Annotated in this window: 19 protein-coding genes and 3 pseudogenes; 14 read left to right on the forward strand and 8 right to left on the reverse strand. The window is 66.1% G+C overall.

Annotated elements, in window-relative coordinates:
- Positions 1–13: 13 nt before the first annotated feature.
- Positions 14–727 carry an HNH endonuclease family protein gene (locus CJ179_RS34845; protein ID WP_095864403.1) on the forward strand — a complete coding sequence of 238 codons (714 nt, stop codon included), beginning with the start codon at positions 14–16 and terminating at the stop codon, positions 725–727.
- Between the two features lie 76 nt (positions 728–803).
- On the opposite strand, the pseudogene CJ179_RS34850 reads toward CJ179_RS34845, so the two are convergent.
- A pseudogene (locus CJ179_RS34850) lies at positions 804–1,389 on the reverse strand (helicase associated domain-containing protein).
- Positions 1,390–2,152: 763 nt separating this feature from the next.
- On the opposite strand from CJ179_RS34850, the gene CJ179_RS34855 reads away from it, so the two are divergent.
- From CJ179_RS34855 to CJ179_RS34870, 4 genes and pseudogenes are all read left to right on the forward strand, one after another.
- Entirely contained in the window at positions 2,153–2,320 is a 168-nt protein-coding gene (locus tag CJ179_RS34855; protein ID WP_240319533.1) for a hypothetical protein, read from the forward strand.
- Between the two features lie 17 nt (positions 2,321–2,337).
- Entirely contained in the window at positions 2,338–4,128 is a 1,791-nt protein-coding gene (locus tag CJ179_RS34860; RefSeq protein WP_095864404.1) for a hypothetical protein, read from the forward strand.
- Positions 4,128–4,925 carry a hypothetical protein gene (locus tag CJ179_RS34865; RefSeq protein ID WP_095864405.1) on the forward strand — a complete coding sequence of 266 codons (798 nt, stop codon included), beginning with the start codon at positions 4,128–4,130 and terminating at the stop codon, positions 4,923–4,925. Before CJ179_RS34860 ends, CJ179_RS34865 begins: the two co-directional genes overlap by 1 nt.
- Positions 4,926–5,290: 365 nt before the next feature.
- A pseudogene (locus CJ179_RS34870) lies at positions 5,291–6,510 on the forward strand (cutinase family protein); the annotation flags it as partial.
- A gap of 107 nt (positions 6,511–6,617) precedes the next feature.
- Here the strand turns inward: CJ179_RS34870 and CJ179_RS34875 are convergent.
- Both CJ179_RS34875 and CJ179_RS34880 read right to left on the reverse strand, forming a co-directional pair.
- Complete coding sequence (locus CJ179_RS34875; protein ID WP_095864795.1) at positions 6,618–7,544, reverse strand: ScbA/BarX family gamma-butyrolactone biosynthesis protein; 927 nt, start codon at positions 7,542–7,544, stop codon at positions 6,618–6,620.
- 346 nt (positions 7,545–7,890) lie between these two features.
- Positions 7,891–8,154: a hypothetical protein gene (locus CJ179_RS34880; RefSeq protein WP_179377744.1), complete on the reverse strand. Its 264-nt coding sequence runs from the start codon at positions 8,152–8,154 to the stop codon at positions 7,891–7,893.
- Positions 8,155–8,261: 107 nt separating this feature from the next.
- Between CJ179_RS34880 and CJ179_RS34885 the strand changes: the two genes are divergently transcribed.
- Positions 8,262–9,128, forward strand: a complete 867-nt coding sequence (locus tag CJ179_RS34885; protein WP_095864407.1) for an N-acyl homoserine lactonase family protein — start codon at positions 8,262–8,264, stop codon at positions 9,126–9,128.
- Between the two features lie 54 nt (positions 9,129–9,182).
- Here CJ179_RS34885 and CJ179_RS34890 read toward each other — a convergent pair whose 3' ends face one another.
- Together CJ179_RS34890 and CJ179_RS34895 are read right to left on the reverse strand one after the other, a co-directional pair.
- Positions 9,183–10,274 carry an AbrB family transcriptional regulator gene (locus CJ179_RS34890; RefSeq protein WP_095864408.1) on the reverse strand — a complete coding sequence of 364 codons (1,092 nt, stop codon included), beginning with the start codon at positions 10,272–10,274 and terminating at the stop codon, positions 9,183–9,185.
- 4 nt (positions 10,275–10,278) lie between these two features.
- A complete protein-coding gene (locus tag CJ179_RS34895; protein ID WP_095864409.1) occupies positions 10,279–11,409 on the reverse strand; it encodes a zinc-binding dehydrogenase in 1,131 nt (376 codons plus the stop codon).
- Between the two features lie 152 nt (positions 11,410–11,561).
- Here CJ179_RS34895 and CJ179_RS34900 point away from each other — a divergent pair, with 152 nt between their 5' ends.
- Positions 11,562–12,998 (forward strand): aldehyde dehydrogenase family protein, encoded by a 1,437-nt coding sequence (locus tag CJ179_RS34900; protein ID WP_257015932.1) that lies wholly within the window; start codon positions 11,562–11,564, stop codon positions 12,996–12,998.
- A gap of 494 nt (positions 12,999–13,492) precedes the next feature.
- On the opposite strand, the pseudogene CJ179_RS53175 reads toward CJ179_RS34900, so the two are convergent.
- Positions 13,493–13,666: pseudogene (locus tag CJ179_RS53175) on the reverse strand (Na+/H+ antiporter NhaA); the annotation flags it as partial.
- 90 nt (positions 13,667–13,756) lie between these two features.
- Between CJ179_RS53175 and CJ179_RS34905 the strand changes: the two are divergent.
- From CJ179_RS34905 to CJ179_RS34915, 3 genes are all read left to right on the forward strand, one after another.
- A complete protein-coding gene (locus CJ179_RS34905; RefSeq protein ID WP_143548954.1) occupies positions 13,757–15,463 on the forward strand; it encodes an iron ABC transporter permease in 1,707 nt (568 codons plus the stop codon).
- Between the two features lie 50 nt (positions 15,464–15,513).
- Positions 15,514–16,653: an ABC transporter ATP-binding protein gene (locus tag CJ179_RS34910; protein WP_257015933.1), complete on the forward strand. Its 1,140-nt coding sequence runs from the start codon at positions 15,514–15,516 to the stop codon at positions 16,651–16,653.
- Positions 16,654–16,750: 97 nt separating this feature from the next.
- Positions 16,751–17,695 carry an extracellular solute-binding protein gene (locus CJ179_RS34915; RefSeq protein WP_218834863.1) on the forward strand — a complete coding sequence of 315 codons (945 nt, stop codon included), beginning with the start codon at positions 16,751–16,753 and terminating at the stop codon, positions 17,693–17,695.
- Positions 17,696–19,315: 1,620 nt separating this feature from the next.
- Here CJ179_RS34915 and CJ179_RS34925 read toward each other — a convergent pair.
- A complete protein-coding gene (locus CJ179_RS34925) occupies positions 19,316–19,495 on the reverse strand; it encodes a DUF5999 family protein (protein ID WP_095864413.1) in 180 nt (59 codons plus the stop codon).
- Between the two features lie 120 nt (positions 19,496–19,615).
- Entirely contained in the window at positions 19,616–21,058 is a 1,443-nt protein-coding gene (locus CJ179_RS34930; protein WP_095864414.1) for an MFS transporter, read from the reverse strand.
- A 169-nt stretch (positions 21,059–21,227) separates the two neighbouring features.
- Between CJ179_RS34930 and CJ179_RS34935 the strand changes: the two genes are divergently transcribed.
- The 4 genes from CJ179_RS34935 to CJ179_RS34950 all read left to right on the forward strand — a co-directional run bounded on the left by CJ179_RS34935 (position 21,228) and on the right by CJ179_RS34950 (position 26,287).
- Positions 21,228–22,430: a MaoC family dehydratase N-terminal domain-containing protein gene (locus tag CJ179_RS34935; protein WP_095864415.1), complete on the forward strand. Its 1,203-nt coding sequence runs from the start codon at positions 21,228–21,230 to the stop codon at positions 22,428–22,430.
- Between the two features lie 182 nt (positions 22,431–22,612).
- Complete coding sequence (locus CJ179_RS34940; protein WP_095864416.1) at positions 22,613–23,842, forward strand: CaiB/BaiF CoA-transferase family protein; 1,230 nt, start codon at positions 22,613–22,615, stop codon at positions 23,840–23,842.
- A gap of 211 nt (positions 23,843–24,053) precedes the next feature.
- On the forward strand, positions 24,054–25,241 hold the full coding sequence (locus CJ179_RS34945; RefSeq protein ID WP_095864797.1) for a CaiB/BaiF CoA-transferase family protein: 1,188 nt from the start codon (positions 24,054–24,056) through the stop codon (positions 25,239–25,241).
- Entirely contained in the window at positions 25,238–26,287 is a 1,050-nt protein-coding gene (locus CJ179_RS34950) for an MBL fold metallo-hydrolase (RefSeq protein WP_095864417.1), read from the forward strand. Before CJ179_RS34945 ends, CJ179_RS34950 begins: the two co-directional genes overlap by 4 nt.
- The last annotated feature ends 1 nt before the right edge of the window (position 26,288 follow it).

Consider the following 26,288-nt stretch of genomic DNA (forward strand, 5'->3'; position numbering starts at 1 on the left):
CAGGAGAACACACATGCGCCCTCGCCCCCGAACCGCGTTCCTCGCTCTCGGTGCGGTCACCGTGCTCGGTCTGTCCGGGTGCTCGGCCATCGCCGATGCCGATCCGGGAACCGGCTCGCTCGGGGGCGCCCCAGCTGCCCCCGCGCCGGGGTTCGATCCCGCGCCGGCGCTGGCGAAGCTCGAGACACTCGCCCTGAAGGGCCGCGCCCCGAAGACCGGCTACACCCGCGAGCAGTTCGGCCCATCGTGGTCCGACGACAGCGGCGTCGAGGGCGGCCACAACGGGTGCGACACCCGCAACGACATACTCCGACGCGACCTCGAAGATCTGACCTACAAAACCAGCACAAAGGACTGCGTCGTGGCGACCGGCACCCTCCATGACACCTACACCGGCACAACCATTTCGTTCGTCCGGGGCCAGGACACCTCCACCGCGGTGCAGATCGATCACGTCGTCGCCCTGTCCGACGCCTGGCAGAAAGGCGCCCAGCAGCTGCGCCCGGAGCAACGCCGTGACCTGGCGAACGATCCGCGCAACCTCCAGGCCGTCGACGGTCCCACCAATTCGCAGAAGTCCGATTCCGACGCCGCATCCTGGCTGCCACCGAATAACGGCTACCGGTGCACCTACGTCTCCCGGCAGATCGACGTCAAAGCGCTCTACAACCTGTGGGTGACCCAGGCGGAGAAGGACGCGATGAGCCAGGTACTGCACTCCTGCTGACCACCCGTTCGGGGTCGGTTCGCGAGGGCAGCGGTGGCCACCACCGCAGCCCGCAGCCCTCGGCGTACGGGGACGCTCATCCAGGTGCGGGAACAGCATTGCTGCCAGTGGGATTTGCGGTCATGTTTCCCGCTTCCATCCGTTGTCGCCGGGTGTGGCGGTGGTCTGCCGATCCGGTGTCCTGTGCCGATGTTCGCGGACCCCGCGGCCGTGGACCGGGGGAGACCCCGAGCGCGGCGAGCGGGCGACGCTCCTCGTCGGGCAACGCGTCGGCACGCCACTCCTTGACCGCCCGGTAGAGCCACTGACCTACCTGGTCACCGTCGGCGGTGACATAGTTCGCGGGCACCAGCGCGTTGCCGTGCTCTTCGCGGTAAGCAGCGATCTCGGTGAGCATCCGTCGGCGCTTGCTGTCGGACCGTGGCACGGCCGGAAGTGGGACGTCGTCGTCGCTCCACACGAACCCGACCGCAATCGAGTAGCTCGATGCGATCGGGAGGCAGGGTGCCGAGCATACGGGCGACACGCTGGCGGTCCTGCCAACGTCCCAGTCGGAAACCGCATTCGGTGACGAAGTCGGCGGGGATCGCGGTGCGGGGGTGTCGGTGTCGAAACGCGGCGTAGAGCTGCAAAGGCGAGCCTGCGGACCGGTTAGCGCGCATCGAGATCGCATCCTTCCGAAAACCGTCACGTCGTCGGGATCGTCATCAATTCAAGTATGTCAACCAGCTTGACGATCTGCCACGAAAGTCGATCCGTGTTGGGCTGAAAATTGTGTGCGGATAGTCGGGTCTGGCAGGGCTCTTCCGTGCCCGGCGTCGTTCAGCGCTCGCCTGCGCCACCGGGACCCGCACGATCGGCGGTAGCGACCAGTCGGCAGCCGTCGCAATTATTCGGGCCGCTGCGGCAACTGAGGGTTCCGCAGCGTCGTCACTCGAAAACGCCGCTCGAGGCGAGATTTCAGGCGGGGGAGGTATGTCGATAGCGTCGCGGCTCCGCCAAGCGGGTCCAGGACCTATACCTTTGGTTCTCGTCTGACCACGTGCCGGAGCGGTGTCTTGCGTGCAAGTTTGCACGTATGCTTGCAGGCGTGCTTGCAGGCGTGCTTGCAAGCAGAGACGCAAGCACGTATGTTCTCTCCCGCAGGCAGTTGTCACCGACCACGGCAATTGGGTCGCCGACAGCGGTACAACGCGGTCAGCACCTTCAACGCGGAAAGGACACTCTCCGATGCCCAACCCCCGTGGACTAGGAAACCGATCCGTGCCAGCCCGGAAGCCCGCGGGTGCATATGAACCCCAAGTACTGTCGCCTACATCCACCGAAGACTCGCTCCCCGGCGGGGAGGCGGCGACACCTCCTGGTGTCTCCGCGCTGGAGCCCAAGACGAGACCCGAAAAAGAGCCATTGAATACTCGCGTGCTAGTGAGCACGTCCCAGAGACTGGAGTGGTTCACCAAAGAACACGGGTACACGGTGACCAACGTCGTTGATGTCGCGCTGCAGGAGTTCCTCGCGCGCAAGGGCGTTCCCGACGTCGACACACTCCGTGAGATAGTCGCCCGTGCCGGTGGCCCCGAGCTCGCCGACTAGACGGGGGAGGGCGGTCGATGGCAGGTGAGGACCAATACGCGCTGTTCGAATTCGACGATGCCACTGTAGAAGTGGACGAGGACGGTGTTCCCTCCGAAACCGAATCCGACGAACAGCCGGACGTCGCCGAAGAAGTCTCCACCACGCAACCTCCCGAGGCTGACCGTGACACGACTATCACGCCGGTATGGGAGACGCTTCCCGCTGGAGACGAGGCAGATGGCCACGCGCTGATCGTGACCGCCGACCGAACCTACATGCCGTCCGGGCGAGAGCTCACCGGGCCGGTCGATTCGGTCGAGAAACTCGACAAACTGATTCGCTGGGCATCTCTCACGCCGCTGGGTGCCCCTCCGCAGGTGTGGATCGTCAACCACGGCGCGTGCGAGGCATTGGGGTGGGTGATCGATCCGGGCAGCGAAGACGACTTCGACGACATGGAAGCGCTGCGCACCCGCGCCGCGTCCGACCTGACCGCCGTCCTTCAGGCCACCCTCACCCCGATGCTCAACGCAGGATGGGAGCTGCGCGGCGATCCCGGGCACGTGGTGCACCTGTCCCGCAGCATCGGCAAATTCACCTCGATGGTCGACGTAGTAATCGAGCCATACGTGTGGACCTACTGGAACAAGGACTTCGGCTGGAACAACCGGGTCGGCGAGATGGGCATCCTCGGCTCACCCACCGCCGGAACGTATCTCCCCGACGACGACCTCCCGGCAGCACATGAACTCGGTCGCCGGTTGGCCTGGTGCGCCAAGCACCTGGGGGTGCTCCCGGGACCGACACCGGCCCGGACCGGCGCCGCCCTCGTCGACAAAATCAAGCGTGAACGCACCCGCTCAGGCAAAGGCATCGTCGTCACCACACCCGGCTCGGTCCCACCGCTGGACGGCGCGCCGCGGGGAGATCTCGAACCCGCTGTCGGCTGGACCCGTGTCCCGGACGCGCAGGATTTGGACGGGGCGAGCCGGTTGGTCTCGATCGACCAACGCGCCGCCTACCTCGCATCCGCGGGCATGCTCGAATTCGGCTACGGGCAACCCCAGCACCTGACTGGTGACACTGCTGCGGCTGCGGCGGTGGGGGAGAAGGGGGCCCCGTTCGGGCTGTGGCGGATCACCCTGCCGCCCGGGCAAACTTTGTCGCTTCCCGCGAAACTCCCGTTGCCGCATCCGCACATGCTCGCGGACCAACCGGTACAGACCTGGGTGACGACGGTCAGCCTCGACGGGCTGTGCTCCCCGGTGGCAGACGGAGGAATCGGCGCCGATCTCGACGACCTCGACATCACCGAGGCCTGGGTCTACCCACAGCAGGGCCGGGCCCTGGACAAGTGGGCGAAAATCCTGCGCGAGGCCCGCAAGGCCGCGGTGGACACCGAGGACGCGGCGACGAAACGGTTCCTCGGCACGTGTTACAAGGGCTACATCGGGCGGATGGTCAACCCGGACATGTGGACTGCCAAGCAGATGCAACACCACCACCAACCTTTGTGGCGTGCGTCGATCATCGCGCACTGCCGGTGGCGCGGCCGCCGGGTGGCGATGCGGATTGCCCGAGAGCACGGCCGTTGGCCGGTCCGCACCGTCACCGACTCCTGGGTGTACCTGCTCGCCGACGGGGAGGACATCGCCGACGCGAGTGAGGCGCTGGGGAAGATGTCGGTGGAGAAGGACACACTCCTGTCCGACCCGCTCCTGTCCGCTTTGGCGTCGGCGCAGGACGTGCACGACGTGAATCTCGCGATCAAGGCGGCGTTCGCCGACGACGAGTTCGCCGTCGACGAAGGGGAGGGGGCACTCTGATGGCCCTGCATCTTCCGAAGCCGCGCACCACGAAGCCGGCACAGCAGGCGGTCGGTCTCGACGGCCTCAAGGTGTCCGTGGCCAACGCCGCGACCAGCGGTGTCGAGAAGTCGAAGCAGGTCAAGTCCGGGGGTTTGGCCGGGCTGACCAGCAAGGTGTCGGTCACACAGCTGCGGAAGGAGCTCGGCAACGAGGGGCTGCGGCAGGCGGCGATCGATGCCGGCCGCACCCCCCCGTCGGACCGTACGTTGCGCAGGTGGGCGCAGCAGGGGCGCATCCCGCATGCCGATGTTCTCGAGCGTGCCCAGCGGCGGGCGGCGATCGAACGCCTCGGCGGCATCGACGCGGTGGCCGCGAAGATCGGCCGGTCCCGCTCCGCCGTCTCCCGATACCGGTCCGGGGAAACGAACGAGTTACGCGCCGACGCCAGCAAGAAACTCAAAACCGTGAAGGCGCAGGACATCATGAAACGCGCAGGGGTGCTGCGGCCGGACGGAACCCCGAAACGGGCGGTCATCCGGGTCAGGGGTGGCGTGATGGTGCGCAACGGTGCCGACGAGGGCTACGACTATAGGGTCCGCACATTGGATTTCGCGAACTCGGACACCCCGTTCAGCAGCGACGAGTCCCGCGAACTGGCCGCCGCACTGGCCAACGACGATCACGCCCGAGTCGTCGCCTTGCTCGAGCGGCACGCCACCCTCGACTACCCGGAGAACAAGGGCTTCGACAAATACAGCGACCAATTCGGATTCCACTTCGACCACATCGACTCCGTCCACATCGACTGGATCTGACCACCGGCTGGACCGAAGCACCGGGGGACGTGACGCTTTCCGCAGTCAGATCGCGAAGCACCGCTGTCGCAGAGAGCGTTGCTATGTCGGAAAGCGCTGCTATCGCAGCAGCACTGCTATCGGAGCTAGCGGTTCTCGCAACGCTACGGGAGTGTGCGGCGGTGGCCGGGTAGTAGGTGAAGGCGACCCTCGAATGAGGGCGGCGAGGGCGGTTATCCACATACCCCGTTGAATTCGGCTGCCGGATTCGGGCACCGTATGCACCTCACCCCAACTGGTGCGCTTTGTCGGAGGCTGCGCGTGGCCTCCCGGAACCCGCACCGCGGGGTGAGCGTCAGAGTTCGCCGGCGACAGATGAGGTGCCCATGCCCGCAAGACGTTCGAGTGCCCGCAGCGTGGTCGCTCTCGTTGCGTGCGCGACCGTCGCCGGCGGTGTCGCGTTGTCCGCCCCCGCGATCGCGCACGCCGACCCCACCAGTTGTGCGGCGACGTTCAACCTGCTGATCCCGGGGACCTGGGAGACCTCCGAGAACGCCGACCCCACCCGGCCTGTGGGGATCCTCGCACCGGTCGCCGAGGCCATTACCGCCGCGCACGGTGACCGGGCGAAGGTCTACACCCTCCCGTACATGGCTCGCGCGTTCGACAACGGACACACCTACGCCGACAGCAAACTCGACGCCCTCGACAGGGCCACGGCGGTCCTCACCGAGGTGGCGAGCACATGTAAGAACACGAAGTTCACGATCACCGGCTACTCCCAGGGCGCCGACGCCGCAGGCGATCTCGCCTCGCGGATCGGAAACGACACCGGGCCGGTGCCAGCCGATCGTGTCCTGGCCGTCGGCCTGCTCGCCGACCCCGGCGCCGGCACCAAAGGTGCGGCGATCGTTGGTCCTCGCACCTCTGGTCGCGGCATCGCTGATCCCCGTCCGCAGGGCATGGGCACGCTCTCGGGCCGGGTGGCCTCGATCTGCGATCCTGGCGACCTGTACTGCTCGATCCGCAAGGGCGACAACCCCCTCCTCGGCTCGCTCGGATCGATCCTGTCCAAGACCCCCAGCACGAACGGCAACACCAGCAACAACGGCGGCAACACTCAGCTGGCCACCGCGATGACCTCCGACTTCTCCGGTGCGGACCTGCCCGCGCTGGGCCGCAACGTCGCCGCCCTCCGGCAGCAGCTCTCCGAGCCGAACGTCAATGTCGGCGGTGTTGCAGCTACGGCATCGTCCATTGCAAAGACACTCGCCCCGCTCGCTGATCTGATCGACTCCGGGGCCCCACGTGCCGCTACCGGCAGCTCGCCGCAGCCCCGGTGGGGAGCCCCGAACACAGTGCCTCCCAGGTGCTGTCCCAGGCCGGGGCGTCCGATCTGTCGGCCGCGTTGGGCACCGTGACGATGATCGCCGACACCGCACGGAAACTGACTGACTCGGGCTCTTCGACCGTGGCGTCGATGTCGGGGGACGCCACGCAGCTGTCGGCCGCGGTCACCGCCCTTGGTGGTCAAGTCGCCCCGCTGACATCCACTCCAGCCGATGCGCTTGGGGCGGCGTCGAATGTGCTGTCGGTGCTGAAACCGATCATGCCCGCAGACCGGCAGCCGGATATCGAGCGGATCCGCCAGGCGCGCAGCGTCGGCGCACCCGGTATCGGTGCCGGGCAGGTGGCGGCACGGGGCTGAGCAGATCAGCGGCGGGCAAGCCGTACGCATCCCGTGGTGACGTCGGCGCCGGCCTGCCGGATCACCGCCCGCACCGACAACGGATCCCCGTCGAGGGCCCGGACACGGACGGTGGCGCGCTGGTCGAGTTCGGCGAAGCGGTGAAACACCGCGTCGATCGTCTCCAGGTGTGCGTCCGGAACCTCGAGGGCCGCGAATGCGCTCTGGCGTAGCGCCTCCAGGAGCAGCATTCCGGGCAGGTGATCGAGTGGGTGGTCGAACAACACCGGGTGGGTCACGTCGACCCGCAACTCCCACTCGCCCGGCGCGGCCTGCCGGCCGAGGACCACGTGCTGGTCGTCGACGTGCCCCACCACGGCAGGCGTAATGGCGGTGCCGCACCTCGCCGGGCCGGGGGTCTGCGGGCCGGCGGTGCCCCACCGTGCCCTCGTGTAGGCGGACAGCGGGAGTGCAGCGGCGACACCGGATGCCGATCCGATCCCCCGGCCTGCCAGCCAGAACCGCAGCTCAACCCGGAAACTCGACAGCACCTCACCGCGGTACACCAGATCGGACAGTGTGGCGGTCGCCGTCACGTCCGCGGCCGCCGCGCCGACCTCCAAGGCGTCGAGGTGCGCGCGGACGTGCAGGTCTTGCATGATGAATCGCCGGTTCAACGGCACCCGGTATCGGCTGTGGGCGAGGTAGATCGCCGCTTGTCGCAGTGTTTCCCCCAGCAGCATCGGGTCGTACAGGCCGTCTCGTGCGCGGTAGAAGCCGTGCAGTCGCGGCCACTGTGCTGCGACGGCGAAGGCGTTCGGCCCGGGGAGCTCGACGCAATCGGTGAGGAAGACCTCGGCGACCGCCTGGCGGTGCACGTAGCGGCGGGTCACCGGCCGCTCGAAGGACAGGGCGGGAAGTGCCTCACGCAGCGGTTGGCATGCTCGCGTCACGTACCCCTCCACGGAAACCGACCGGTCCTATATGCCGGGTTGTCGAACTATAGAACTGGAGTCGGACAAACCGGTCAGCCGGGTGGCGTCCCGTGGCAGGTCTACGAAGAAACTGCGGAAAGCGAGCACGGTTCGGGATTGAGCCGCCGCCGTCCAGTAAGACGTGGGAGGGATCTTCGACAACTCGCCGAAAGGCGGTGTCAATGACGGGCGAATCTTTCACCCGTCCAGGCTCGCCGCGAAAATGTCATTCACCGACCCTACGAAGGCCTGGGTAGGAAGGCCCGCAGCACTACAAATACCTTATCGCCGTGCGATTTCCGCCCTGTGGCCGGTGGATCGAGGTTCAGTCGCCCGCCCGGGTCAGGTAGGCCTCGCGGAGCTGCTTCTTGTCGAGCTTTCCGTTCTCGTGGCGCGGAAGCTCGGCTACAGAGTCGATGCTCCTTGGGCACTTGTACTGGGACAGGCGCGACGCACGGAACCGAAGGAGTCGCTCCTCCAGGTCCTTGGAGGCCGGAACGCTCGCGGCGAGCTGCACGACGGCCTTGACCTCTTCGCCGAGATCGGCATTGGGAACACCGAACACCGCTGCGTCGAGCACCGTGTGCACTAAAGATATACTATAAATTACCTAGCATTGAGCGACATTGAGAAGTAGGTAGGGAGCTATCCGCCTTGCTGTCGTCGCGATGCTACGGATCGACGTGAGGACGAACTATGAATAGCGCGTATGAGGTGTTCGCTCTGCGTTACGCCACGCTGAAGTGGAGCCGCAGCAAGGCGTACCACTGCTACGGGGTGTACGGGGAGGAGGATTCGTCCTGCGACCTCGATTACTACTTCTGGCTGGTCCGCAACGGCGAACGGACTGTCCTCGTCGATTGTGGTTTCGACGACGAACGTGGTGGGGCGCGAAATCGGTTGCAGCAGACAAGTCCGCTGGAGTTGCTGTCCCGGATGGGAACCCGTGCCGAGGATGTCGACCACGTGGTGCTTTCGCATATGCACTACGACCACATCGGCAACATCGACCTTTTTCCGAACGCCACGTTCAGCATGGCGCGCGCGGAACTCGAGTACTGGACCGGACCGTATTCCGATCGTCCGACCATCGCCTGGCCGGTCGAGAGCGAGGAGGTCCGGATGGTGCAGCAGCTGGCCAGTCAGGAGCGCTTGGAACTGGTCGAGAATTCGTACGAACTGTTCCCTGGACTCGTGCTGACACAGGTGCCGGGCCACACCCCGGGACAGCTCGTCGCGGAGGTGTCTAGCGCCAGTGGGCGGGTTGTCCTTGCCTCGGACGCCGTGCACTTCTACGACGAGATGAACCTGGACCGTCCGTTCTCGACCTTCCACGACCTCGCCGCGATGTACCGGAGCTATGAGATGTTCCGTGACTTGGATGCTCGCCCCGACACCCTCGTCGTGCCGGGCCACGATCCGGACGTCACCCGGAAGTTCGAGGTGGTCGCCGACCAGTGCATCGACCTGACCAGGCCAGTGGACCTGGACGAGCGGCCGCGATCGGAGGCGGAACTGGTCGAGGCGGCTCACCGCCTCGCCCAGCGGCCGCGGCATTGCTGAGGCGAGGGGCGGCAGGTCGACGACCTGCCGCCCCTCGTCTGCGTGTCCGAATGGTCAGTTTGCGGAGTCGGGTTCGCTGCCGCGGCGCTTGATGTAGGCCGCCATTGCAACGCCCATCGCCAGGGCGAGGAACAGGCGCAGCACCTGGCAGGTGACGATCAGGCCGACATCGGTGCCGGCCTCGAGGGCGAAGGCGGTGACGGCGGGCAGACCGCCGGGGGTGGTGGCCAGGTATCCGGTGAAGACGCTCACCCCGAGTGCGCGGGCCATCAGCACGCCGACCCCGGCGCACGCGGCGAGGCTGAGCAGCAATGAGATCAGCGCGAGTGGCAAGATCGTCGCGATCTTGCGCAGCACGTCCCGCGTGAGGTCCAGGCCTACCATCAGCCCGATGGTGGCGAACCCTGTTGCCAGGATCGGCACCGGCACGTCGTGTGAGGGAAACACGTCGAGCAGGGTCAACGCCAGTGCAATGAGCATCGGCAACATCAGCTTCGACGCGGTGAACGTCAGTACCCGGGCCAGCGCGAGACCGGCCAGCAGTGACACGCCGGTGAACGGCAGTCCGCTCCAGTACCCGTCGTGGCTGGCCGGGATGCCCGATCCGGCGCCGCCCCCACCGAGCAGCGGCGCAATCAGGGGTACCGACAGGACTACCACGAGGACCCGGAGGTACTGCACCGACACGACGGTCGCCTCGTCGGCCTTCAGTTCCCGCGCCATCGCGGTCAGTCCGGACGCGCCACCGGCGATGGAGGCGAAAGTGGCGGTCGATCCGCGGACGTGTGGGGAGATCCGGAGCAGCTGCCCGAACACGAGGGTGAGCGCGAGAGTTGCCACCGCGCTGCCGAGGGTGACGCCGGGATGTTCGGCGAGGGTGCCGACGACCGACGAGTCGATCATCGAGCCGGCCTGCACGCCGATGATGCCGAGTGAGACTCCGCGAAAGGTGTCGGGCATCTTGTGCGGTGAGCGCATGCTGAGTGCACAGAGGCCGCCGGCGAGCACTCCGGCGAACAGATACGGTGACGGTGCCTTGACTGCGACGAGCACTGCCGTCGTCACCGCGAAGGTCCCGGCGACGATCAGCCAGAATCTCATGCCGTCGCGTCTGGTGGTGCCGCGTCGTCCTTCCGTCCGTGTCATCGGCTCACGCGTGGGGGAGCAGTATTTGGCGGATGACGGTGCCGTCGTGCAGGTGGTCGAGCGCACCGTCCAGTTGGCCGAAGTCGATGGTTCCCGACAGCAGTCTGTCCACCGGCAACCGTCCTTCCTGGTAGAAGCGCAGGAAGCGGGGGATGTCTCGATCGGCGATTCCGCTGCCCAGCAACGATCCTCGCAACACCTTCTCCTCGGAGACGAGTTGGGTGTGCGGGTACTGGTGGAGGGCCCCGGTGGCGCCGACACCGACACAGATCACCTCGCCTCCCTTGCGGGTGACGGCGAAGGCCGGTGCCAGCGCGGCGGTGCTGCCGGAGATCTCGAACGTGCGGTCGACGCCGCCGTGCGAGATCTCCCGAACCTTGTCGACGAGGTCCGGGTCGCCGGCCTCGACAGTGTGGGTGCAGCCGAGTTCCTTGGCGAGCTGGAACTTGCCCGGCAGCAGGTCGATTCCGATGATCTGTGATGCGCCGGCGAGCCGGGCGGCCATCACGGAGACCAGACCGACGCCGCCGAGCCCGAAGACGGCGACGCTGTCGCCGGGTTGCACACGCGCGGTGTTGAATACCGCGCCGGCCCCGGTGACGACGGCGCACCCGAAGACTGCCGCGACCTCGAGCGGGATCGAGGGGTCGATCTTGACCAGGGAGTTCGGCACCGTCACGGCGTACTCCGCGAAACATGAGATGCCGCTGTAGTGGTAGACCGGCTCGCCGTCCAGGCTCAGCCGCCGCGCACCATTGGGCAGTAGGCCTTGGGCGCGGCTGACGCCGACGTTGTCGCAGATCACCGGTCGGCCCTGTACGCAGTACACGCAGGTTCCGCAGCCGCCGGCCACCGTCATTACCACGTGGTCGCCGGCGCGCAGACCCTGGACACCGGGCCCGACCTCGCGCACGATGCCGGCGCCCTCGTGACCGCCGACGACGGGCAGTGCTCGCTTGCGCAGGCCGGCGACCACGGACAGATCCGAGTGGCAGACGCCGGCGGCTCGGACCTCGACGAGGACCTCGCCTTCGTGGGGCCCCTCGAGGTCCACCTTTTCCATCCTGAAGGGCCTGCTGTCGGAGTAGGGCAGGGCCAGGCCCTGCTCGTGCATCACAGCCGCTTTCATCCGCATGTCAGCTCTCCTCGGTCGGGGCGTTTGTCGCGGGGCTCGTAGTCACAATAAATAATATACACTCTATGGTGACTTCGGACGCTCCCGGGTATGGCCCGCATACTCGCCTGAGCGCGGACCGGTGCCGCGTCGAAACACAGAGGAGAACCAACGTGTCAGGTAGCAACTCACAGCCGGTCATCGCGCGGATGCTGGTCGGGAAGCAGTGGCGGGACGGGCAGGCGGCCCAGGAGATTCGCGACCCCTGGCGCGGTGACGTGGTCGGGCGCATGCCCGTCTCCTCCGAGCGGGATCTCGACGACGCCCTCGAGGCCGCGCGGGCCGCGAGCGCCGTGATGGCCCGGATGCCGGGGTACGAGCGTGCGAGGATGCTGCACCGGATCGCCGACACGCTGCTCGCGCGCGCCCACCAGATCGGCGAGGTCATGACACGGGAGACCGGCAAGGCGATCCGGGACGCGGTGGTGGAGGTCGAGCGGGCCGCCGACACCCTGCGCCTGTCGGCCGAGGAGGCCGTGCGCATCGAAGGCGAGCACGTCCCGATGGACGCCTCGGTTGCCGGCGCGGGAAAGATCGCGATGGTCATGCGATTCCCGGTGGGGGTCGTCGCCGCGATCACACCCTTCAACGCGCCGATCAACCTCGCCGCGCACAAGCTCGGTCCCGCCCTCGCCGCCGGCAACGCCGTGGTGATCAAGCCGTCGCCGAAGGCGCCCCTGTGCGTGCACATGATGATCGAGGCCGTCGTGGACGCCGGGATCCCGGACGGCGCCGTCAACATCGTCTACGGCGATCTCGTGGGCCCGAAGCTGGTGGCGGATCCGCGGGTGGACTTCGTCAGCTTCACCGGATCGATCCCGGTCGGCAAGATCATCCGACGGGACGTCGGGATGAAGCGCGTGGCTCTCGAACTCGGCGGTGTCGGACCGACCTTCGTCCACCACGACGCCGACCTGACGGCCGCAGCAACGGCATGCGCTCGCAACGGAATTCAACTCGCCGGCCAGAGTTGCGTGTCGGTGCAGAACGTGTTCGTCCACCAGGACCGCCACGAGGAGTTCCTCGAGGCACTCGCGCGGGAGGTGCGTACGATCCGGTTCGGCGATCCGCTCGACCAGGCCACGGAGGTGGGCACCCTGATCGACGAGCAGGCCGCGATCCGCGTCTCGGGCATGGTCGCGAGGGCACTCGACCGCGGCGCCGAAGTGCTCTGCGGAGGCAACCGCAACGGAGCGCAACTGGAGGCCACCGTCCTCACCCGCATCGACTCGTCGATGGACGTCGTGACGGACGAGATCTTCGGGCCGGTCCTGTCAGTCCAACCCTACAAGCAGATCGAGCCGATCTTCGAGGAAATCAGCGCCAGCCCGTACGGCTTGCAGTGCGGCATCTTCACCAACTCACTGGACCTCGCACTGTCGACACTGCGCAACGTCCGAACCGGCGGGGTAATCGTCAACGGCACCTCGCGTTGGCGCGCGGACCAGATGCCGTATGGCGGTGTGAAAGACAGTGGAATCGGTAGAGAGGGACCGAAGTTCGCAGTCCGGGAGATGACCGAGGAACGGCTCTTCGTGCTCAACGGCTGAGCGGGCCTCCTGCCCGTGGGCAAGGGCACTCGACCGATGGCCAGAGGGCCCTTGCATTCAGTGGGTGATCCGGTCGAAGGGGTCCGATGCATCTCCGGGACGGCGCAGATCGCGGACTCGGCCGTCCCCCTGTAGGCGCGAGTGCGCCGTGACAGCACCAGGATGCACATGGCGCTGAGCAGCGGGCCCGACAGCATCGCGACCGTCACGTGTCGGCGGCCGTGGTCGAGACGACGGCGGGTCGCCGATCGGCAGCGCCACCGTGAACCCGATCGTGCCGAGCAGACCGACACCGATGACGTCGATCCGGTGTAGCCGGATCTCGGTGCGGAACCGACGATACGGGACATCAGGGGCGTCGTGCCCGCGATCCCGGTCACCGTGTCGGTCAAGAGATCTCGGCGACGGCCCCGACGAAAAACGGATTCCGTGGTGGCGGTCACCAGGGCCGTCGATTCCTCCGACGGGGACACCGGCAGCGAAAAGGCGAAGGCGGACAGCGGTCCGGCGATCCCGGCCGAGCGCGGCCGCAGACGGTGCTCGAAGTACTCGGCCGTTCGGAGTTCACTTCGATGGGCACGCCGCACGGGAAACGGCCAGCCCAGCAGGACACCGGTGATGGTGGCGTGCACTCCGGATTCGTGCACCCAACCAGCCAGGTCGCGCATGCATGCGCACGAAAATATTAGAGTCTTGTATAGATACTATATTCTCTGTACGCTCCTGTGAGCCATACCACTAATCACAGGAGGTAGACCGTGAGTAGTACCACGGTGCTGGGTCCACGGCGGGCGCGTGCGCTTATTGCGCAGGCTCCCTGGCTCGTTCTCACCGCACTCGTCATCGGGCTTGTGCTGCTAGCCGTTGTTCCCTTGCAGATCAAAGCGTTTCAGAACGGCGCGGCCGGCCTCGGCGAGCTCGGAGAGATTCAAGGTCTCGGCGAGGTGGCGCGCAACACGGTTCTCTTCGGGGCAGGGGCGACAGTCGTCGCCATGATTCTCGGCACCACGTTGGCGCTCAGTGCCTACGCCATGCCGCGCCGGCTGCAGGGTTTGTTGGGCTTCATGCCGGTGCTGCCGCTGATCATCCCGTCCGTCGCGCACGTGGTCGGTTTCGTGTTCCTGTTCTCGCCTGAGAACGGATACGTCAACACCCTGCTTCGACGACTGTTTTCTCTCGACGCCAGCTCGTCGGGGCCGGTCAACGTCTACACGCCGACCTGGATCATCATCTACACCGGCTTGCACCTCTCGGCGTTCGTCTACCTGTTCGTATACAGCGGTCTCAAGGACCTCGGCACTGACTACGCGCGCGCGGCACGAGTCAATGGAGCCGGGCCTCTCCGGGTGATGTTCACTGTGACACTGCCGATGCTTCGGCCGGTATTTGTCTATGCGGGCATGGTCACGCTCCTGCTGTCGCTCGGCCAGTTCACCGGCCCGCTACTTCTCGGGCGCCGTGAAGGTCTCGACGTACTCACCACCCGCATGTACTTCCTTATGAGCGAGCAGTACCCGGTCAACTTCCCGCTCATCGCTGCGCTGGGCACTCCACTGCTGGGGATCGCGGCTGTCCTCATCTTCGTGCAGCGCCGGATGGCGGGAGATCAACGGCGGTACGTGGGACGCGGCGCGGAGAGCATCGAGCAAGCTCCTACGAGTCGACTGACGAGGATCTTCGCCACCGCGTACGTGCTTGTCTTCGTGACACTGTCGGCCGCGCTTCCCCTGCTCGCTCTGGCATACGTCTCCCTCTCCCCGTTCTGGACCGGCAAACTCAGCATCGATTCGCTGAGCTTGGTCAATTTCGAGGACGCGTTTTCGAATCCCCTGCTGCTCGACGCGATCACCACGAGTTTCGTCGTTACCGGGGTCGGAATTCTCATAGTGATGCCGCTGGGCTTGCTGGTGGCGCTCACGCTGAGCACGCGGGGAGCGATCTGGCGGCCGGTCGCTGCCGTGTTGGATGTTGCCGCGTCCATACCTCTGGCGTTGCCGACCACCCTTGTCGGGTTCGGGTTCCTCTTCGTGTTCTCGTCAGGGGCACTCGACCTCTACGGCACTCGAACCGCGTTGATCATCGGGTTCGTCACGATCATGCTGCCGTACGCCGTGCGTTACCAGTTGACGACCCTGATCTCGCTCGGCTCGCAAACGATGGACGCATCCAGGGTCAGTGGTGCCGGCCCCCTTCGGACGTTCCTCCGCATCCTGCTCCCGTTGGCTCGTGGCGGTATGGCCGCATCGGGAGCGATCATGTTCGTCCTTCTCATCCACGAGTTCGGCGTTGCGCTGCTACTACGGTCGCCCGAGAGCACCGTCATGTCGGTGCTCCTCTACGACCAGTTCAGCAGCGGTTCCTATCCACAGGTCGCGGTTACAGCGATCGTCATGACGGCCCTGACATCGGCCGGAGTCATTGCTGCTCTTCTCTTCGGGGGCAGCCGAGCCATGGAGCGAATGTGAGTAATACCTCCGCACTGAACATCCCTATCGAGCTCCCAGAGGTGCCCGCGGTGCCTGAGCCTGAGACGGCAGTCCGCGTATCGGGCCTGCGCAAGACGTTCCACCGGCGCCGTGAGGCGGTGCATGCCCTCAAAGCCCTCGATCTCGAGGTCGCACGCGGGGAACTCCTCGTCTTGCTGGGCCCCAGCGGTTGCGGAAAGACCACCTTTCTGCGGTGTCTGGTCGGCATGGAGCGACCGACACAGGGCACGATCAGCCTGGAAGGTGACCCCGTCGTCGATGCCGAGTGCGGACTCTTCGCCCCACCCAACCGACGCAACGTCGGCATGGTCTTCCAGAACTACGCGCTCTGGCCGCACATGAAAGTTCGGGACAACGTTGCATATCCGCTGAAGGCCCGCAAACTGAAGGACGCTTTGAGTGAGGGGCGCGTCGACGAGGTCCTCCAAGTTGTGCAATGTAGTCATCTGGCCGACCGGTATCCACCCGAACTGAGTGGCGGGCAGCAGCAGCGGGTGTCCTTGGCGAGGGCCCTTGCGGCCAAACCGGCCCTGCTTTTGCTCGACGAGCCGCTGAGCAACCTCGACGCCTTGCTGCGGATCGATCTCCGTGCCCAGTTGCGGGAACTGCACCGCACATTGGGCTTCACCGGCGTCTACGTCACGCACGACCAGGAGGAAGCGCTCGCGCTTGGTACACGGGTCGCGGTGATGAACGAGGGGGAGATCGTCCAGATCGGCCCTCCACGCGACGTCTATCGCCGGCCCGCGACGGAGAAGGTCGCTGATTTCCTCGGTGCTCGAAACGTGTTCCAGACTAGGGTTGGCGCGGAAGTCCTCGTCAACGACCAGTCCGTCTCGCAGTTCGCGGGCCGCTGGACACCGGGGGCGTACTCGCTCAGGCTGCGCCCCTCACAACTTCTCCTGCGCAGCGTGGCGGACCCGACGGGCGATCCGGACACCGGTTGGCTGTCGAATGCGACCGTGGTCGAGGTTCTCCCAGGCATTGACCGGCATGAATACGTCGTGTCACTCAAGGGGGAGCGCTATCTCGTTGACCTACCCGTGTCGGGACGCGAGTACGCGGTGGGCGCCGAGGTGGAGATCGGTCTCCCCGCCCACAACACGCTCTGTTACGGAACGGACGGCGTTCTCGTCCCCGAGCTCGAATCCGAAAGTACAAGGAGCTAAGAAGATGAGCGTAATCAGCCGAAGCCGCCGCAGCTTCGTAATCGCCGTCAGTTCGTTGATGGCACTTGCTTCCCTGACAGCCTGCGGCTCAAAGGAAGTGGCACCCTCAGGAGATCCCTCGTTCGACGCCGTGGTCGAGAGGGCGAACGATGAGGGGCAGGTCGTCGTATACACGTTGATGCCCGAGGTCCAGGAGACCCGAATGGTCAAGGCTTTCAACGCGAAATACCCCGACATCAGGGTCACCGTCGTGCGGGGAGACAGCGCCACCATGCCCTCGCGCATCGCCGCTGAACGGCAATCGGGCAGCGGGGGAGCGGACGTGTTCACCTTCACCGACCCCACCTGGTTCGAGCACAACGCCGACGCGGTAAAGCCACTGGACAGCCCCAGCGCCCAAGCATGGCCGGCCGATGAGTGGATTATCGACCACAAGGCGGCAGTGAGCAGCATCGCGCCATACGGCATGATTGCCTGGAACACCGAGCTTTTCCCCGACGGATTCAAGACCTGGGACGATCTGCTCGACCCCTCAGTCAAGGGTAAGCTCGGCACCAGAAACGACCCGAGCCCGGGATACATTGGTTACCTCCGATTCTTGGAGAATCAGCTCGGCGCCGACTATCTGTCCCGGCTGGGTGAGCAGGACCCGAAGTTCTACACCTCGGCCGTGCCGCTGGCGCAGGCGGTCGCGTCCGGAGAAATCGGGGTCACCAACGTATCCTTTCCGTCGATCGTCCAAGATCTGAAGGACAAGGGAGCCCCGATCGAGGCCGTCACCCCCAAGCCGGGATACGCAGTCACGTTCACGTCGGGTGTTCTCGAGCAAGCCACACATCCCAACGCCGCTCAGGTCTACGTGGATTTCCTGCTCTCAGAGGAAGGCCAGACCGCCTACAACGGCGAGGGCCTCGGCTCATCCCATCTCGACGGCGTCGACGGCACGATTCCGCTCGACGGCATCGAAATCTTCGACCCCAAGACGATCACCCCCGACGTCGTCAGGGAGTGGGAGGCGAAGGTCAAGGACGTCTTCTCGTAATCAGCGCCGAAGCTCAGGAGCAATGGAGTTGCGCAGGAATGCGCTGCACGGGCGCGATTCCGCCCAACGGAACACCGTCAGCTCCGTTCCTCATAGTCGGATGTCGGGGCCAGTGTGCCTGATGGTGCTGTGATCGAGATACCTGCGGTCGAATCCGCTCCGTCCGACTCGTTTGGTGACCCGGGGACAGGTGCGGTAGCGGCGAGGTAGAGGTTCGAGTATCTCAGCGACCGCGTGTGCGGCGGCGGCGGAGGATCTGTCAGGGGAAACCCGTCGAGTCGATCCCCGCCGCTGCCCTCGACGAGGGGACCCGCTCGGCCTCGACCAACGCCCACTTCGGCGCCGGACCGACCGTGTGGGCGATTCACGAGGAGGCCTGGCAGAACCGGACGGAGAACGTCCGAACCGCGATCGCCGAGGCACGGGAGGTGGTGATACTGACGACGCTAGGGCGGCAGGGGATACGCAACGTGACGGGCAGGGCGGGAATCGACCGGCCCCCGCAAACCCCTTGCCGTCGTAGACCCCAACTCACGATTCCTCGTTCCCTATTAGAAACGTATATTCCTATGAATACTCGCGAGTATCGCCTCTTACGTCAGAGGCGTCGCGCCGCCTGGGTCGACGCGAACCGCAAACGCAACCATCCTGACACCGAGGCCGAGCACCTCATCGGGTTCGCCCGCATGTGGGCGCCATTCGGAGGCGCTCCCGAGGAGGAGATTCTTGTGCACTTTGGACTGACAATGCACCGGTTCATCGATCGATTGTGGCAGGCGATCGCTGAATCTCTCTGCGCAGAAGACGAGATGCTCTACTTGGCGAGCGTCTATCCGCAACAATGGAAAACGAGCGAATCCTCACCCGATCGGCGACCGAGTGCTCCGGCAGGTACTGGCGATTCCACAGATCCCAAGACCTGCAAAAGATAGCGCAGTAGATTCTGGACTTTGTGTTCTGGAGCCACTGGGAGGACCCACCCCGGACAACGTCGCAACCGCACTCTCATTGCGCTCACGGAATCCAATCACCCGGCTCCGAGGCACTGCGAGGCGCCAATTGCCTCGACTGCAGCACGGCACCATCGCTCCTGAGGTCATCTATGCCGCTGTCCGCAGTCACAGCAACTTGTTCGAGATCCCGCACCAGCGCCTCACCGGGCGTGTGACCGGATCTTCCCGTGGCTCCATCAACCTGACCGTCAGCTACCTATCCCAACGCCGCGCTAACGGCCTTTCATGCCGACGCGAACGCCACGATCCCGGAGCGATGTCGTCGGGCATCGACTTCTGCCAGTTCACCCCGCAGAAGCTGGCGCCGCTCGATGCGGCCATGAAGGTGTGTCCCAGGAAGAGTTGGATGGCCCAAGGCGAGCGGCCGGGGAAAGCCGGCCCGCCAGGTACTGGGCGCCTGGACGGACGCTCTCGAGCGTCCCCACCCCCGCCACGGCGGATCTCGGAGCCGCGGTGGGGACCATTCCGCCGTGACCTGACCAAACCGAACCCGGTGCCTGCCGTCTCGATACGGAGGACACCGGGTTCACGGCGTGGTGGGTACATTCGGTGATGGGCACGAAACTGCTGGACAGAGCCCGGCCGGGACGATCGAGCAGCGGCAGGGTCAGGCAGAAGGCACCTGTCCGCTGATGCCGTCCGGGCGCAGGTAGTGGCCGTCGTCGAACAGCGTGATGCCGTTGCACAGCAGCTGCCAGCCCTGCACCGGGTGGTCGGCGACGATGCGGGCGCTGCAGCAGTTCGCGGCATCGTCCGCGGGGACGCACGGCGGGAAGTGGGTACACATCGAGAGCCTCCAGGAAACGGGGGATTGTCAGGGGCACAGGAGGATCTCCTGGCGAACGAAAGTGATGTACGGCATTCTGCCGTGATTGTGAGGCATCTGCAAGAACGATTGTGTTTCAGTCTATTTCGTTGTCGGCAGGGAATGGTTCCCGTGCGTCGCAGCCACCGTGGTCTTAGTCCTCCTTCGACAGTCACGAAAGGCATTGCAACAGAGTGCCGCCAGTACCGTTACGCTGGTGAAAGCCCCGATTGCGAAGGCAAGATTGATTCCCACCCCGGTCGGATGGCCGTCCGGGGTCAGGTGGGTGGCCAGCACCGCGCCCGAGATGGCGCTGCCGAACGCGCCACCGACGGTGCGCAGCACCTGATTGAAGCTCACGGCGCTGCCGAGTTGGACGGCGGCGACGTTTCGGGCGATCAAAGCCGGCATGGCCGCGTAAGTGGTGCCCAGTCCGATTCCGAACAGCAGCGTTCCGCCGAGGATTCCGGCCAGGTTGTCGTGCACACACGAGAGTAGAACGGCAGACGCGGTCATCACGGCGGCACCGAGCGGCAGCATCGTCGTCATCTGAATCCGTCGGGTGAGCACCCGGACCAGCCGCCCGGCGCCAAGGCTTCCCCCCGACAGGGGAATCATCACAAAGCCCGCCCAGAACAGGGGCAGGCCGACACCGTATTCGGTGGACGTCGGTGCCTGTGCAACCAACCCGCCAACCGACAGTCCGATGTACAAGGCGGCGCCGAGTCCGATCGCGGTGCCGTTCGCGAGGACGACCTCCGCATTCCGGAACACCCGGAGGTCGACCAGGGGTTCGTCCGTTCGTAGTTCGACCACTGCCCAGGCGACGAGCAGCACTGCGGCAACGAGTACCGCGCCGAGCGTCCAACCCGAGGTCCAGCCCCAGTTCGAGCCTTCGCTGACCGCCAGCAGCAGCGCGGCGAGCCCGAACCCGAGCAGTACGGCCCCTGCCGCGTCGAAGTTGCCGCGCGGGGCGCGCACGTCGGGGCCATCGGGCACCGACCAGTGCACCGCGGCGGCCGCGGTCAGCAGGAATACCGCCGCGAACCCGAAGGCCGCGCGGAAGCCGAACAAGCTGCAGAGCACTCCGGTGAGCGGATAGCCGACACCCATCCCTGCCGCGACTGCTATCGACAGACTCGAAATTGCAGGCCGCACATGGGCGTCCGGCAGATAGCGGCGAGCGAGCGCGATCGTGACCGGGACGATCCCGTAGGACAGGCCCTGCAGCGCCCGTCCCAGCAGGAAGATCGGGAAGTTCGGGGCGGTCGCGGCGACGACAGACCCGACGAGGATGACGGCGAGCGAGACCAACAGGATGCGCTTCTTGTGCGGGCCGTCGCTGAGCCGGCCCATGATCGGTGTGGCCACCGCGCCGACGAGAAGATTGACGGTCAGCATCCACTGCGCACTGCTGACGGAGACGTCCATGGCGTGGGAGATCGTCGGCACCAGCAGCATGCCCAACGAACTGACGACCGCGCTGGTCAGGCTGGCGTAGACGAGAACCGGCAACAGGGGTGAGTGGTATAGGCGTGTGCTCATCGGGGTGTCCTTCGTAAGCGGTTCGCGGCACCCGGTAACACGGCAACGGCCCTGGGTGCGGCGCGAATTCGAGGTCTTCCTCCACGGCTGCGGACGGCGGCCCTTGTCACGGTGGAAGCTATAATATATTGTAGCGAGCGAAGCGGCCCCTGAAACCCAAGGAGTGGGTATGACTACCGAAACCATCACCGCAGATGTCAGTGCGGAATACGGCACCATGTCGGACGAGGCTGTCGCGAGACTGCGCAGCCGCCTGGGCAAGGTGATGCCCATCGAGAAGCCGTACATCCGGTACATCAACGAGGACAGCATCACGCACTTTGCGCGCGCCGTCGGCGATCAGAACCCGCTCTACGTCGACCCCGAGTACGCAAAGCAAGGACCGCACGGCGAGCTCATCGCTCCTCCCGGCATCTTCTACGGCGTTGCCTGGGGCAGCTGGGATCTGCGGCGCGGACAGGGCCTGCCCGGCGTGCACGGGCTGCACTCCGGTGATCACTGGCAGTTCTTCCGGCCGGTGCGCGAGGGCGACGTGCTCCACGCAACCAAGGAACTGGTCAAGTGCGACTTCAAGGAAGGCCGGATGGCCAGCCGCATGCTCGTCCAGGCCGACGAGATTCGCTTCTATAATCAGCGCGACGAACTCGTTGCCATCCAGCTGATGCCGATCTTCCGCATGGAGCGTGGCGAGTCCAAGAGTACCGGTAAAAACGCCGAGCTCGAGATCGCCAAGTACACGCCCGCGCAGATCTCAGAGCTCGACCAGGCTCTCGACAACGAGCGGCCTCGCGGTGGCGAGACCCGATACTGGGAAGACGTCACCATCGGCGACGCCATCGACCCCGTCGTCAAGGGCCCGCTGACGGTTCCGGACATGGTCGCCTGGCTGCAGGGCATCGGTTCGCCGCACGTGCGCGCCGGCAAGTACTGGCTCGACTACCGGCGTCAGTCGCCCAAGGTTGCGGTCACGGACCCGAAGAGCGGTATCCCGCAGGCGATCGAGCGCGTGCACTGGGACGACTTCATGGCCGCCGAAATCGGCATGCCGGCACCGTACGACTACGGTTCGCAGCGTGGCGGATACGCCACCTACTGGGCCAGCCTCTACCCCGGCGACGAGGGATGGGTTGCCGACCTCGACTTCCAGTACCGCGGCATGGTCTTCCTGGGCGACGTCTACCACATCAAGGGCGAGATCATTGACAAGTGGCGCGGCGCCAAGACCGGAACCGGCTACGTCAAGGGCAAGTTCACCTCGGTGAACCAGCGTGGGCTCGACGTCATGCCGGGCACCGTGATCTTCGCTCTGCCGAGCAAGGAGACCGGAGCCATCAGCTTCCCGGTCAACGTCGAGGAAGACGGCCGAGCCTAGTCCCGTCGGCCGGCTCGAGGCGGCCGGCCACCCAGTCAGGTGCGCAGCGGGCTACGTCACGTCCTGTGACGCGGCGTGGCCCGCGCGTCTGTCCCCGTGACGATGCGGCCGCCGAGACGGTGCCCGCAGTGGGCGACATTCCACCACCAGTTCCGGTGACCCCGGATTCGAGGAGCTCTCTCATGACCACAGTTCAGCGCCCCATGAACGGTATTCGCGTTCTCGACTTCACCCACGCGGCGGCCGGCCCCTTCGCCACCGTGATGCTGGCCGACCTCGGGGCCGAGGTCATCAAGGTGGAGAAGCCGGGACGAGGAGACGGTTCGCGCCACATGGGCAAGCCGATGCTCGGCCCCCTCGAGAGCGATTACTACGTCGCCCTCAATCGGAACAAGCGCGGTATCGCTCTCGATCTCGGCACCCCGCAGGGCCGGGAGATCGCGCTTCAGCTCGCCGAGAAGTGCGACATCGTCGTCCAGAACTTCCGGCCGGGTGTGATGGATCGTCTCGGGCTCGGATTCGAGCAGATCGCCGCCCGACGGCCCGGAGTCGTCTACTGCTCGCTGTCGGCCTTCGGCCCCGAAGGCCCGCTCAGCGACCGTCCCGCGAACGACATCATCATGCAGGCCGTCTCCGGTCTGATGGGTATCACCGGTGAAGTCGGCGGTGGTCCGGTTCGGGTCGGCGCCCCGATCAGCGACTTCAGCACCGGGCTTTTCGGTACGGTCGGCATCCTCAGCGCGCTCTACGTGCGGGATCAGCACCCCGAGGGCCAGCACATCGAGGTCGCCATGCTCGACGCCAGTATCGCGTTGATGTCCAACTACCTTCCCGCCGTCGCCGGCCTCGGCGAGACCGTCCCGCGATGCGGACGAACGCATGCCCAGATCGTGCCCTACCAGGCCTTCGAGTGCTCGGACGGCGCGTACGTCATGGTCGGCGCCTTCACCCAGGGCTTCTGGCGGCGTCTCTGCATCGCTGTCGATCGTCCGGAGTGGCCCGAGGACCCCCGCTTCGAGACCAACGCCCAGCGCCTGGAGAACCGGAGCGTGCTGGCTCCGATGCTCGAGGACATCTTCCGGACCCGCACCCGCGATGAGTGGCTGGAGGTTCTCAAGGTCGCGGATGTACCGGCCAGCCCGGTGCTCGATCTGCACGAGGCGGTCGCGAGCGAGCAGGCGCAGTACAACCACATCGTCCAAGATGTCGGCCGCGACGGAATCGCCTGCCCGACAGCGCGGTTCCCGGTACGCTCCTCGTCCTGGCCGCTCGCCGAGTCGCAGACTCCGCCGAGGATCGGCGAGCACTCGGTGGACGTGCTGGCGGACGTCCTCGGCAAGGGCGAGGAAGAGATCGACCGGCTGCTGTCCACCGGCGCGGTGGGAGTGGACCGGGTCGACGTCGCCTCGTAGCTCCAGGCGTCTCCCGGTGGCATCGAACGGTCGTCATCGGAGCACTCGGGCGCGGCGGCCTGGCGAGTGCCGGCAGCCGCGCCCGGAAGATATTCGTCCGACGGGACCTGGACCTGGACCTGGACCTGGACCTGAGCCGGTCTCCAGGACTGTCGAATCCGCGAACCACAGGCGAATTCCCGCCTGATCGAACTAGTTGGAGGAGCACGTCGTGACAGCTCTCGAGGGCGTGAAGGTGATCTGCCTCGGGCAGTTCTACATGGCACCGTACGCCACCATGCTGATGGCCCGGCTCGGTGCCGACGTCGTGAAGATCGAAGCCCCTGAGGGCGATCCCTATCGTCGCCTGCCCACGGTCGACGACGAGGGCATGTCCGTGCAGTTCCAGTTCATGAACGCGGGTAAGCGCACGGTGCGACTAGACCTCAAGCATCCGGCCGGTCAGGAGGTCCTGCGTTCCCTCGTCCGCGAGTCCGACGTGCTGGTGCAGAACCTGTCTCCGGGCGCGATGGAGCGCTTCGGTATGGGCTACGAGCAGTTGAGCCAGGTCAACCCGCGCCTGATCATGGCCTCGGGCACCGGTTTCGGCTCCTTCGGTCCGTACGCCGGCGAGCCGGCGATGGACCTGACCGTCCAGGCCCGAACCGCCGTCATGAGCACCACCGGCTTCGACGACGGTCCGCCGGTCCGGACCGGCCCGTCGGTCGTCGACATCATGGCCGGCACACACATGGTGGCTGGCGTGACGGCCGCCCTCTACCAGCGCACCGTCACCGGACGCGGCCAGCACGTCGAGGTCGCCCTGCAGGATTCGGTCATCCCGGCACTGACCTCGAACATCGCGGGACTACTCAACAGCGGCGGCACCATCCCGGAGCGGACCGGCAACCGACACGGCGGCCTGGCGGTGGTGCCCTACAACGCCTTCCGGGCGAGCGACGGCTGGATCACCCTGCTCGCACCGACCCAGGCGCACTGGGGACGACTGTGTGAGCTGATCGGCGACCCGGACCTCGGGGACGAGCGCTTCGCCGACATGGCCGGCCGGTGCGCCAACGACGTCGAGGTCGACGCCCTGATCGAGCGGTGGACGCAGCAGCGGCCGAAGGACGATCTGGTCAAGGTGCTCCAGGCCGCCAGGATTCCGTGTGCCCCGGTCGTCACGCTGCCCGAGCTGCTCGAGGATCCGCACGTGCGCGAGCGCGGCATCATCCGCCGGATGACCGACGAGCGGGGGGAGTGGACCACGCTCGGCAGCCCGATCCTGCTGTCCGATTCGCCCATCGTCGAACCGGTCCGTGCCGGCGGCCTCGGTGAGCACACCGACGAGGTCCTCACCTCCCTACTGGGAATGTCGGCAGACGAGGTCGGCAAGCTGCGCGAGGACGGTGTGCTGTGAGTACCGCGAACCCGGCAGCGGCCCGACAGGCGGGGATCACCGCCACCGCCTTCGCCCGCGGCGTGTGGGGCACCACGCTGCCCTTCCCCAGCCCACTGGCCTACTCGTTCGGCTACCTCGTTGCGGTGGACCGGGGGGTGATCGCGGTCGACCTGGGCTGGAATTCCGACGAGTCCTGGGAGGCATTCCAGCTCGGCCTCAAACGCGCCGGAGCGGGATTGGACTCCCTGCTCGGTGTGCTGGTCACCCACGTCCACCCCGACCACTACGGACTGGCCGACCGGGTGCAGAAACACACCGACGCCTGGATCGCCATGCATCCGGGAGAGCTGCCACACGTCGTCCGGGACGAAGCGTCGATTCGGGGCCGGGTCGAGGACATGACCGTCTGGCTCACCCGCTGCGGAGTGCCGACGCACGTCCTCGACGAGATCCACAGCGAGGAAGCGGAACTCACGTCCGGCTTCGCCTCGGTCAGTCCCGACATCCTGTTGGGCGACGGAGACAAGGTGCCCGGCACAGGTGGCTCGTTGGTGGCCCTGCACACCCCGGGTCACACCCCCGGCCACCTGTGCTTCCACGACACCGAACGGAACCTCGTCTTCACCGGCGACCACGTGCTGCCCCGGGTCACCCCGAACGTCTCCCGGCGGCCGGGCTACGGCGACGATCCACTGTCGGACTACTCCCGCTCCCTCGAACGCCTGCGGGTCGCGTCCGATGCGTTGGTGCTGCCCGGCCACGAATGGGCCTTCGACACGCTCGAGCCTCGGCTGCAGTTCCTGCAGGAGCACCAGGACGAACGCGGCCGGGAAGTCGAGGCGGTCGTTGCCTCGGGCGCGACGACGGTGTGGGAGGTGACCCAGGCATTGAAGTGGGCTCGGCCCTTCGAACAGTTGGCCTCGCGGGGGCGCAGGCAGGCGATCGGCGAGACCCACGCGCACCTGTACCGGCTCCGGAACGAGGGCCGGTTGGCCGTCGATTCGGAGGTTCCCGAACGCTGGTCCCGCAACGCGGACGGAATGCCGCGCCGCGAGACCGCGTGAC

The sequence above is a fragment of the Rhodococcus sp. ACS1 genome, from assembly GCF_002300155.1.
Classification (GTDB): domain Bacteria; phylum Actinomycetota; class Actinomycetes; order Mycobacteriales; family Mycobacteriaceae; genus Rhodococcus_F; species Rhodococcus_F koreensis.